Here is a 10445-nt window from a genome sequence, read left to right as displayed (position 1 = left end):
GTTCCACTTTAGATATTTGTTTAAGATGAGATGTAACTCATTGAAATGTGTCATCATATTCGTCGTCAGAAAACAAGTATTATGCCATTATTTCAATGAGTTATCTTTTTTTGTCGTGTACAAAGATCACAAAAGCAAAACCCGAGTTCTGCATCCTGCAAAACTCGGGTCTATGAGGTTGTGCTTTCACAAGTATTCTTTTTATTTTTTATTGGCTTTCCTTTCCTGCATCCGTTCCGTGATGCTTCCATCGGCTTCGTCTTCCTTAGTGGGATGTTCCGTTCCCAGTTCCATGTGCCGATGAACAAAGAATAAGTCAATACACTTGACCTGACCATTCGTCAGAAGCCGAAAGCTGTGTAAGCTATTTCTTACACTTTTCTCTTAAATCAAACAAAATCAAGGTGCCTTCGTACCATCCTTATAATCACGGGCGATTTCATCGGTCACCACTTTCTCCTCTTTCTCAGCTTTTTCTATGCCTTCCTGAATTGCCTCTTGCGCTTCTTGTTCATCTTCATCCGTTTGCTCCAATTCTTCTTGGATTTGCTCAAAGACCCTACCTGTTTGCAGCACCACATAGACTGGGAAATGGTCTGAACCGATATTGGGCAATCGTTCCATGTGTACTAAGGCAAAATCTGTACTATGAAAAATATGGTCGAGCGACCAGCGCAGCAGTGGATAATTGGCATGAAAGGTATTCACGAAATGCCGTCCAACTCGTGGGTCTAAAAGCCCACTGATCCGTTGAAAGAGTCGTGTGGTACGTGACCATGCCACATCATTCAGGTCCCCCATAACGATGCAACTTTCATCTAAATCTTTAATCTGATCGCCCACAATCAGCAATTCTGCATCGCGTAAGGTTGAATCTTTTGCTTCCGTTGGACTTGGCGGTTTGGGATGTAAACAATACAGTTGTACCTGATTTCCTGATGCTAAGGTGACTCGGGTATGGATCGAAGGAATTTCATCACTGAGAATAAATTTGACTTCAGTTTCACTAAGTTCTAACTTGCTATACAAATGCATGCCATACAAATTATCCAAAGGTACGGGTACGCGATAAGGATAATCAGCTTCAATCACTGCCAATTCATTTTGCCAAGTTTGATCTGTTTCTAGCGTGAGTACTAAGTCAGGTTGATGCTTTTGTATTTGTGCCAATAATAAGTGATATTGAGTATTCGGCGTAAGTACATTTGAGACAATGATTGAAATTTGTTTCTGTTTGTCTAACTGGTCTGATCGAACTTTTTTGACTTGTTTTTTCCAAAGAAAGGTATAAGGCAAAACCATTTTTAATTGATATGCCAAGGCAGCAATCAACCCAATTAAAATGATTTCACGCGCCAAGTCCCATTCAGCATTCCATAAAATTAAGCCTATGAAGGCAAATATGCCCAAAGCCAAGATTTGCAGACGCGGAAAATCTGCACCACGAAACCACCATTCATCTCGTGGTATGAGTGACCAAAATGTCAACCAAATGACGAAGCTTGCCAGTATTTCAATCCAAATCATTACGCCTCCCTTATATTCTTTATTTTTTATTGATTCATAAATTTATATCAGTTTTGCATGTAACATAAACAAGATATATTGCACAATATTATTGGTGTTTTCATTATGTAGCGCTTGCAGTTATGCGCCCTTTTGGTACACTCGAACCCCCTTTTTATTTTTTAACGCACCGAGGCAAAGTGACATGAAAGTAGGTCTGGTCGGTTGGCGCGGGATGGTTGGTTCCGTCCTTATGCAACGTATGGTTGAAGAAAACGATTTCGCTCATTTCGAACCGTTTTACTTTTCTACCAGTAATGCAGGTGGTGAAGCCCCTGCGTTTGGTGGTAAGACTGCCCCAGCACTTATGGATGCAACGGACATTGATAGTCTGAAGCAAATGGATGTCATTATCACCTGCCAAGGTGGCGATTATACGACTGAAGTTTTCCCTAAGCTTAAAGCTGAAAACTGGAATGGTTACTGGATCGATGCTGCATCGACTTTACGTATGGATGATGAAGCGATCATCGTACTTGACCCAGTAAACATGAACGTAATCAAAGACGGCTTAGTGAAAGGCACAAAAACATTCGTGGGCGGTAACTGTACCGTTTCATTGATGTTGATGGGTTTAGGTGGTCTATTCCAAAATAATTTAGTGGAATGGGCAACCTCAATGACGTATCAAGCGGCTTCTGGTGCAGGCGCGCAAAACATGCGTGAACTGATTTCAGGTATGGGCTACTTGTACAACAATACCAAAGATTTGCTAGATGACCCACGTTCACCAATTTTAGATATCGATTCTAAAATTGCACAGTTACAACGTGGCGAAGGTTTCCCATCTGCAAACTTCGGTGTGCCTTTAGCAGGTTCGCTCATTCCTTATATCGACAAACAGCTTGAAAGCGGTCAGTCGAAAGAAGAATGGAAAGGTCAAGTTGAAACCAACAAGATCTTAGGCAACCAGCAAATCGTTCCAATCGATGGACACTGTGTCCGTATTGGTGCGATGCGTTGTCACTCACAAGCATTGACTTTAAAACTTCGTAAAGATGTTCCACTGGATGAAATCGAAGATATCATCGCTAGTGCCAACGATTGGTCTAAAGTGGTGCCAAATACGCGTGAAGCTTCAATGACTGATCTGACTCCTGTTGCTGTAACTGGCACCTTGTCTGTTCCAGTTGGTCGTCTACGTAAGCTCAACATGGGTAAAGAATACCTAGGCGCATTCACTGTGGGTGACCAATTGCTTTGGGGTGCTGCTGAACCTTTACGTCGTATGCTAAGAATTCTCATTGATTATAAAAATGCTTAAGCATTTTTAAGTCTCTGAACAAGAAGCCGATCACAATTGATCGGCTTTTTTATGTAACTGTCGTGTAAATATTTTACAATTCTTTGACAACTCGCTAATCTATAATTTTCGCCATGCGACATATATTCGAGCTAAAGATTAAGATGACCGTATATAACAAATTAAAGATCGCCATTTTAGCCGTTATTGCATCTCAAAACATTCAAGCGATCAGCATTGATCCTGTACAAGTCCAGTCAGCACCCGGGGAATTGCTGTACGCTGAGATTCATTTTCGCCACTCAAATACATCTGTGCCGCTCAATGCAAGTTTAGCCACGGCAGAGGATTTGTTAAGTATGGGTACAGGGCATCAACCACCGGGACATTTAAACTTCTTTACACGTCGTGATGGTGCAGGCAATGGGGTAATTACCATTACCTCTTCGCGTCCAGTGACCGATGCTGAGCTTAATTTTATTGTCAATATTAAAGAAGGTAATGCTTCACGCCTGCAACAAATTCGCACACCATTAAAACGCAATCCAGCGCCGTCGAATGCGAATCAAACACGTGCCAATGAGCGTGCTTTAGCACCTGTCGTTATTGTAAATGAAAAAGATATTGCCTTAAATTTACCTGTCAGCACACTGTATACCGCAAAAGCACCCGTAGCTGCAGAACAACCCCTATTACTCAGTACCAAAGCACCGCCAAAATTAGCACAATTAGCAACTTCAACGCCTGTTGCGATTGAACCTGTCACGCATGTACAAAATTATAGCGTTGCACCTGCGGAGCAAAATAGCGCAAATACTTCATCTGGTTCTGAAACATCAATTTCGCAAGTTACAAAAACCAATTCGACCGGCTCTGTCAGTTCAGAAATGCAAGCCACACAAACTGCAACAGCATCAACTGCAAGATCTAAAGACCCATTGGCACAAAAATTTGCTGCGGAGCAGGCAGCACAAAAACGTGAAAATCCAACAACGACAGCTCAAAAAGCATCTACACCAAAACCAACAAGTACCGCGGCTTCATCGACAGCAACACCAGCGGCAAAATATGTGGTTCGCTCAAATGAAAGCCTTTGGGGGATTGCCTCACGTATCGCGACAGAACAAAACCGCCCTGTTTCTGAAGTCATGCAACAAATTAAAAACAGCAACGAACATGCATTCATTCAAGGCGATGTAAACCGTCTGCGCCGTGGTGCTGCCTTAAATCTGCATGGTATGCAGCAAGCAAAACAGCCTGTAAAAGTCTCTGCTGCAGAACTTGCCAAAGTGCCTTCGAAGCAGTCAGGCAAAACCAAATACCGCTTGAATCAAGCTGAAATGAGTCTGGTGGCAGAGAAAGCGCAAGATTCGGCACAATCTTCTGCCAACAGCGCAGCAGAAAAGAATAAAACTTCGAAAGAGTTGTCATTAAAAGTTATGACATCTCGTGAAAAAACCGTTAAATTACAGAGAAACGTAACTGAATTAGAATTGGCGCTAAATCAAAAGGATCACAGAATTCAATTATTAAATGCTCGTCTTGCTCAACTGCAACAACAGTTGAAAGCTCAACAAGCAGATAAAAGAAGCCAATAAACTAAAACGTTACCAATCAAGATTTTATAGGGATGAGTGCAACTTTATATCGCTCTATCTCCAAGGGGTTAAAACATGCTGATTTATGTGATTCCATTAGTGATCTTAGTGATCGTATTGGTTTTTTTAAACAAACGCCAAAAAGATCAAGAATCAGATAAAGCCAAACCAACATCCACTAAAACCAAGAAAACGGGTGTTTCGGCCAAAGCGACTCCGAAGAAAACTCAAGTAGTTGAAAGCAGTGTCATTGAAAAAAAATCAATGACGCCATTAACGACCGATGCTCGTGGCAAAATTGAAAAATTAATTGCAGAACGTAATTTCTTTTCTGCTGAAGCACAAATCAATCAATCGTTAAAACGTGACAACTCACAACATGAGTTATATCTATATCTATTAGATATTCACATTTTACAAAAAGACGAATTTGCCATCAGCCAATTGCTAAGCCATATTCGTTCACTTGAACTCGATGAAATTTTAGAACAAGCTGAAGCAAAAAAAGTAGAATTTGAAAATTCTCAAAATGTGAAAGATGATGCCATTAACTTTGTATCACCGATCACTGAAGAGGCTCCATCAAAAGCTCAAAATACCTCTGATTTTGATGCTTTAATGCAAAGTTCAACTGCTGCACCTGTTGAGCCAAAAGCAGCTGAAATTAAACCTCTAGATTTTAATTTCACCACTGAAACGCCTGCAAAAGCAGACATTTCAGCCCCTGTTGAAAGTGCGCCTGCTGAAAAAATACAGCCGCTTGAATTTGATACGCTTTCAATTTCACCAGAGCCTGTACTTGAAGCAGCACCGAAAACCGAAGAGATTGCTCAGCCATCTCCTGCTGTTGAAGAAATCAAACCGATTGATTTTGCCCCAAGTACAGAAGCTGCTGTCGAAACCAAAACAGAAACTGTAGAAGAAAAAATCGAGCCTTTAGATTTTTCATTTACAACAGAAACACCGGTTGTAGAAGAAAACAAAGTTGAAGCTCCAGCCTTAAACTTTGACTTAGGTGCTTTTGAAACAGCAAAAACAGAAGAAGCAGTTGTCGCTCCTGCAACAGAGTTTAACCTAGAGTCTACGCCTGAAGATAAACCTGCCGCACCTGCTTCAAGTGGTGTGAGTTTTGATATTAGTGGTTTAGGCACACCTTCAACCCCATCTGCTACAGACCAAAACGATCCATTGGTTCAATCTTTCCCTGAACTGGTTGAAGTCAATGAAATTGAATTGAATCTTGAATTGGCAGCGCAATACATCAAACTAGGTGCTTATGACGCTGCACGTGAAATTTTGACTGAAAAAGAAGCTGAGTTTTCTTCAGCTCAACGTCAACAAGCAGATCAGTTACTGAATCAAATCGCATCTTAAGCAAAAGCGATTTAAACTAAAGCAGTCTTTCAAGGCTGCTTTTTTTATGATGAAAAAAATTGCTCTTATTTATATGGGTGGTACCTTTGGTTGTATCGGTGAACCTTTAAGCCCCATGCCAGCGAATGCGTTTTTACCTAAATTACAGCATGTCCTGCCACTGCACCTTAACATTGAATGTTTTGTCGCACCTGTCATTCGTGACAGTAGTGCCTGTACCGCACCCGACTGGCTGGCACTGATCCAACAAATTCAAAGCTTACAATTACAACAATTTCAGCATTTCGTAATTATTCATGGCACAGACACGCTTAGCTATGCCAGCGCAGTGCTTGCACACTTTATGGGACAGTCTGCTCATATCGTGCTAACAGGCAGCCAATATCCGCTGTTTAATGTGGCTGGTGACAACACCCGTGAATTTACCGATGCCATCGACAATTTAAATTTTGCATTGGAATCGGTACACCAATCGAGTGTTGGGGTTTATTTGGCCTTTCACCATCAATTGATGCATGCTCAATCCGCACTGAAAGTGCATACAACCGATCTGAAAGCCTTTGATGGGCTGCCAGCCACACAGCCACTTTCAATGCTGACATCGCCTTATATTGTTCAGGCCAATGATTTAGACAAAGCGGCTCATTTCAATTGCCTGAATTGGATGTGGCAACCGATTGCAACCAAGCTACACAGTCAAAATTTAACGACTCTGCTTACACACACGCCAGACGTTTTGATTCTGCAAGGTTTTGGCACAGGCAACATTGCCGTTGATGCTGAATTACTCAATGTATTGAAAGCCATACAACAAAAAAATTGCAAAATTATCTTAAGTACACAGGTTGTTCATGGCGGTATAGATCAGCGCTATGCTGTGAGTGACTGGGTCAAAGACAGCGGAATTTTACTGAGTAATTGTTTGGGGCATGCAGATCTTTATGCCAAATGTTTGAAAATGTATTTACAATACGGCAGTGACGCAGACTGGACTGCGCATTGGAACGATTAAGTCATTTGAGGTAACTATGCAACGTTTTGCGATTGGGATTGAGTTTTGTGGCATGCAATACAAGGGCTGGCAAACTCAGCAACCGGGCGTACCAAGCGTGCAAGAAACCATTGAAACCGTCCTCAGTAAAGTGGCCAATGAGCCAATCATGTTGCACGGTGCTGGCCGAACAGATGCTGGTGTCCATGCAACCAATATGGTGGCACATTTCGATACTCAGGCGATTCGTCCCATTCGTGGATGGTTAATGGGCAGCAATAGCCAATTACCCCGTGATATTTCCATCCAATGGATTAAGGAAATGGATCAGGACTTCCATGCCCGCTTTAAAGCGCAAGCACGTCGTTATCGCTATGTGGTCTATAATAATCCACAACGTCCAGCTTTATTACATAAGCAAGTGACCCATGTTTATGCCAAGCTAGATGTGCTGAAAATGCAACGTGCCGCGGCCAAATTTGAAGGCACTCATAATTTCGAAAGCTTCCGTGCCGCAGCCTGTCAGTCCAATCAGCCAGTTCGTCATGTCAGCCATTGTCGCTTGATCCAACACGGATGTTACTTGGTCCTAGATATTCAGGCCGATGGTTTTTTACATCACATGGTGCGTAACATCATGGGCTGTTTATTGGAAATTGGGCAAGGTATGTATGACGTTGACCATATTGACGACATTTTTGCGGCTGAAGACCGAAAAGCAGCTGGTGTCACCGCACCGCCCGATGGGCTGTATTTTATCCATGCAGACTATCCAGCACAGTTTGAACTTCCTCAAGTTCCGCTGGGACCTCATTGGTTAAATATGCCTGAATAAAAAATTCCTCCCAACCTCCCTTTCACAGAGGGATGAGTGTCATTTTCGCCATTGCTAGGTTCTAAAAATGAAAGTACCCCTTTCAAAGGGGGGATTCTGTTTAGGGAAGGATTTTATCGAAGATCAACCTTAACGCTGCTTCCGCTTACGGTATTCCACGGGCGTTTCATTGGTCCAGCGTTTAAATGCGCGATAGAACGTACTTGGCTCAGAAAAACCCGTTAAGTAAACAATGCGCTCCACACTTTCATTGGTATTGGCCAATAATTTTTTAGCCAAACGACAGCGATAGTCTGACAAAATTTGCTGAAAACTGGTATTGGCTTCTGACAACTGAGTCCGTAAACGACGTGGGGTAATGTTGAGCTGTGCAGCGACCGTTTCGAGTGTGGTTTCACCACTTTCAAGCGTTGAACCAATAGCACGGCGAACTTCACCAACCAAATCATAACGCGCCAACTCCTGAAGTTTTTCAATCGCTAACTGCTCATGCAATTGTAATAACTCAGGTTCTGCCTGCCACAATTGATACTCTAAAATAGCCGGATCAAAATATAATCGGGTTTCTTTCTGCCCTAAACTCACAGGGCATTCATAGACACGGAAATACTCATCATCTGGCGCGCCCTGACTAAAGTTAAAGTCGATATAAATTGGCTGAAAACGCCCTTCAGTAATAAACTTAAAGAAACGCAAAACACCCGACATCGCGCATTCAGAAAAATGACGATTCACGATATTTTCTGCCCAAGGCTGATGACCATTGGTCAAATAGCAGCGGTCATCTTCAATCACCAATTGCGCATGAAAGGCATCGCTAATGAGGCGTTGATACGCCAAAGCCCGCTTTAAACCTTCACCGAAATTCTCAGATGAAATGAATAAGTGTTCAATCACCTGCCCTCGATATAAAGGCAAATGCTCACCCAGATGCAAACCAATGTCAGGATCCTTACTGACCTCTTCTGCAGCCACCCAGAATGCAAATTGTGCATTCAATGGGGTACGGTCATTGGTTTCAACCTGATTTAATGCCACACCCGCTTTTGTTAAAATTTCTTCTGTTGGCAATCCGGCACGACGAATCGCTTGATACCCTAAACGCAACACAACAGATGCATCAGTTAGCTGACCCACTCCAGAACCTTCCTTGTATGTACTTCATTTATACCTAAAAAGATTGATTTTAGATTAACTGCGATTGACCAAACTGACAACAGTTACTGCACATTTTTTGTTGAAAATATTTAACTGAATTGTTCGCTTATTTTACTGACAGTCGATCAGTTCAAAGCCTTTTACGGCTTGTATTCTGAAAAAAAATTGACTATAATTTGCGCCTTGCTAATTTATTCATTCAGGTAGGCTATGGCCAATAAAGAGGAACTCATCGAGTTCGAAGGCGTTGTCACCGAGACGCTTCCTAATACTATGTTCCGTGTACGTTTAGAAAACGGTCATGAAGTGATTGCTCACATCTCTGGCAAAATGCGTAAACACTATATCCGTATTTTGACTGGCGACAGTGTTAAAGTAGAAATGACACCTTATGATTTGACTAAGGGTCGTATCACTTACCGTGCGCGCTAAGTTTTAGCGAAGCGAAAAAGCCACTTTATAAGTGGCTTTTTTTTTGTATCTATTTCAATGCAATGATAAAAATTGACTGCAAATTTGCTTTCCTTTACAGTCTAAAAACATAAAAATTCGATTAAAAAATTTAAAATATAAGGATATAAAATCATATGAAACATCTAGGATTAGTCGGTGCTGTCTTTTGAGTTGCTTGTGCCACGACAGGCCAAAAGCAACTCAATCAATCCCTACAACACGATATTGGACAGCCAGCTGATCAAGTTCGTAAAGAGCTCAACTTAAGTCAATTGGGCTACAAAGTGATGGGAGCACCTGTACAAAGCAATGAAAAACTTAGCTATACGATTGTACGCTCGATGCCAATTCCGATAGGTACACCGAATATCGGCACCAGTATAGCCATGGGCGCCCCTATCCCAACGCCTTCTAAAGATGGTGTCACTGTCGATATGCAATGTAAAATCGAGTTCAAATTACGCAATCAAATAGTTGAATCTATTGACTATATTGGCAGAGCTTGTTGATCCTACGATAGAACACAAAAGGCTAATCCTGCTCGGAAGACCGTGTATCAAATGACTACAGTGTTATACAGACCAATCTGACTAAACTGAATTTATTTCGTGAGGAACTGACCCATGAAATTTATTTTGGAACATCAGGTTTACGAAGATCAGCGTTTTATTCACCCTATACTGAGCATGGGATGCGTTCTAAGCATTGTGTTATTGGCTGGCTGTACCACGACATCAACGATATCCTCCGTTGAACGTGAACGCCATTTAGCCTCATTTATTGGTCAATCGAGCCAAACGATTCAAGCAGAACTCGACCTCAGCAAACTGGGCTATCAAAGGACTTCTCCCGTGGAGGTCAGTTCGGACTACCTCCTTTATCGTGTCGCACGCCCGATTAGTATTCCTTTACCGATGGCGGAAAATCCTGCGATGGGCATGGGCAGCGGTGCTGCTGTGCCGATTCCTAGTGGAAATACACGCTATGAGGTGGAGTTAAACTGCCTTATTCAATTTCGCATAAAGCATAATATTGCAACTGATGTCCGATTAACTGGTCGCACCTGTTAGGGCATCAACTCTAGGGTTTATAATTTCTAGCTTTGTACACGACAAAAAAAGATAACTCATTGAAATAATGGCATAATACTTGTTTTCTGACGACGAATATGATGACACATTTCAATGAGTTACATCTCATCTTAAACAAATATCTAAAGTGGAACAA

General features: G+C 41.9%; 10 protein-coding genes. 8 read left to right on the top strand and 2 right to left on the bottom strand.

The window, feature by feature from the left end; genetic code table 11:
* Positions 1 to 399 precede the first annotated feature (399 nt).
* On the bottom strand, positions 400 to 1527 hold the full coding sequence (locus FTV03_RS15705) for an endonuclease/exonuclease/phosphatase family protein (protein ID WP_180042097.1): 1128 nt from the start codon (positions 1525 to 1527) through the stop codon (positions 400 to 402).
* Positions 1528 to 1711: 184 nt separating this feature from the next.
* Here FTV03_RS15705 and asd point away from each other — a divergent pair, with 184 nt between their 5' ends.
* The 5 genes from asd to truA all read left to right on the top strand — a co-directional run bounded on the left by asd (position 1712) and on the right by truA (position 7607).
* The gene (gene asd, locus FTV03_RS15700) at positions 1712 to 2830 is read left to right on the top strand and encodes an aspartate-semialdehyde dehydrogenase (protein WP_180005293.1); all 1119 of its coding nucleotides are present in this window, start codon (positions 1712 to 1714) and stop codon (positions 2828 to 2830) included.
* Between the two features lie 143 nt (positions 2831 to 2973).
* A complete protein-coding gene (locus FTV03_RS15695; protein WP_180042096.1) occupies positions 2974 to 4407 on the top strand; it encodes a hypothetical protein in 1434 nt (477 codons plus the stop codon).
* Positions 4408 to 4482: 75 nt separating this feature from the next.
* Positions 4483 to 5781 (top strand): fimbrial protein FimV, encoded by a 1299-nt coding sequence (locus tag FTV03_RS15690; RefSeq protein ID WP_180042094.1) that lies wholly within the window; start codon positions 4483 to 4485, stop codon positions 5779 to 5781.
* A 49-nt stretch (positions 5782 to 5830) separates the two neighbouring features.
* Entirely contained in the window at positions 5831 to 6793 is a 963-nt protein-coding gene (locus tag FTV03_RS15685; RefSeq protein ID WP_180042099.1) for an asparaginase domain-containing protein, read from the top strand.
* A 16-nt stretch (positions 6794 to 6809) separates the two neighbouring features.
* On the top strand, positions 6810 to 7607 hold the full coding sequence (gene truA / locus FTV03_RS15680) for a tRNA pseudouridine(38-40) synthase TruA (RefSeq protein ID WP_078189716.1): 798 nt from the start codon (positions 6810 to 6812) through the stop codon (positions 7605 to 7607).
* A gap of 129 nt (positions 7608 to 7736) precedes the next feature.
* Here the strand turns inward: truA and FTV03_RS15675 are convergent, their stop codons facing one another.
* Positions 7737 to 8744, bottom strand: coding sequence for an AraC family transcriptional regulator (locus tag FTV03_RS15675; protein WP_078189717.1), 1008 nt, complete (start codon positions 8742 to 8744; stop codon positions 7737 to 7739).
* Between the two features lie 231 nt (positions 8745 to 8975).
* On the opposite strand from FTV03_RS15675, the gene infA reads away from it, so the two are divergent.
* The 3 genes from infA to FTV03_RS15660 all read left to right on the top strand — a co-directional run bounded on the left by infA (position 8976) and on the right by FTV03_RS15660 (position 10288).
* The gene (gene infA / locus FTV03_RS15670) at positions 8976 to 9197 is read left to right on the top strand and encodes a translation initiation factor IF-1 (protein ID WP_001284370.1); all 222 of its coding nucleotides are present in this window, start codon (positions 8976 to 8978) and stop codon (positions 9195 to 9197) included.
* 308 nt (positions 9198 to 9505) lie between these two features.
* Positions 9506 to 9727: a hypothetical protein gene (locus FTV03_RS18055; RefSeq protein WP_257220825.1), complete on the top strand. Its 222-nt coding sequence runs from the start codon at positions 9506 to 9508 to the stop codon at positions 9725 to 9727.
* Positions 9728 to 9841: 114 nt separating this feature from the next.
* Positions 9842 to 10288 carry a hypothetical protein gene (locus tag FTV03_RS15660; protein WP_373683076.1) on the top strand — a complete coding sequence of 149 codons (447 nt, stop codon included), beginning with the start codon at positions 9842 to 9844 and terminating at the stop codon, positions 10286 to 10288.
* Positions 10289 to 10445 lie beyond the last annotated feature (157 nt).

This window comes from Acinetobacter sp. YH12218, assembly GCF_013417925.1.
Classification (GTDB): Bacteria; Pseudomonadota; Gammaproteobacteria; order Pseudomonadales; family Moraxellaceae; genus Acinetobacter; species Acinetobacter amyesii.
The sequence above is the reverse complement of the archived record's forward strand: the minus strand, read 5'-3'. Positions and strand labels throughout refer to the sequence as shown.

Bases quoted from the DNA above. Each gene is read 5' to 3' on its own strand.
- FTV03_RS18055 (WP_257220825.1), top strand. From the start codon at position 9,506: ATGGGAGCACCTGTACAAAGCAATGAAAAACTTAGCTATACGATTGTA.
- FTV03_RS15685 (WP_180042099.1), top strand. From the start codon at position 5,831: ATGAAAAAAATTGCTCTTATTTATATGGGTGGTACCTTTGGTTGTATC.
- FTV03_RS15690 (WP_180042094.1), top strand. From the start codon at position 4,483: ATGCTGATTTATGTGATTCCATTAGTGATCTTAGTGATCGTATTGGTT.
- infA (WP_001284370.1), top strand. From the start codon at position 8,976: ATGGCCAATAAAGAGGAACTCATCGAGTTCGAAGGCGTTGTCACCGAG.
- FTV03_RS15695 (WP_180042096.1), top strand. From the start codon at position 2,974: ATGACCGTATATAACAAATTAAAGATCGCCATTTTAGCCGTTATTGCA.
- asd (WP_180005293.1), top strand. From the start codon at position 1,712: ATGAAAGTAGGTCTGGTCGGTTGGCGCGGGATGGTTGGTTCCGTCCTT.
- FTV03_RS15660 (WP_373683076.1), top strand. From the start codon at position 9,842: ATGAAATTTATTTTGGAACATCAGGTTTACGAAGATCAGCGTTTTATT.
- truA (WP_078189716.1), top strand. From the start codon at position 6,810: ATGCAACGTTTTGCGATTGGGATTGAGTTTTGTGGCATGCAATACAAG.
- FTV03_RS15705 (WP_180042097.1), bottom strand. From the start codon at position 1,527: ATGATTTGGATTGAAATACTGGCAAGCTTCGTCATTTGGTTGACATTT.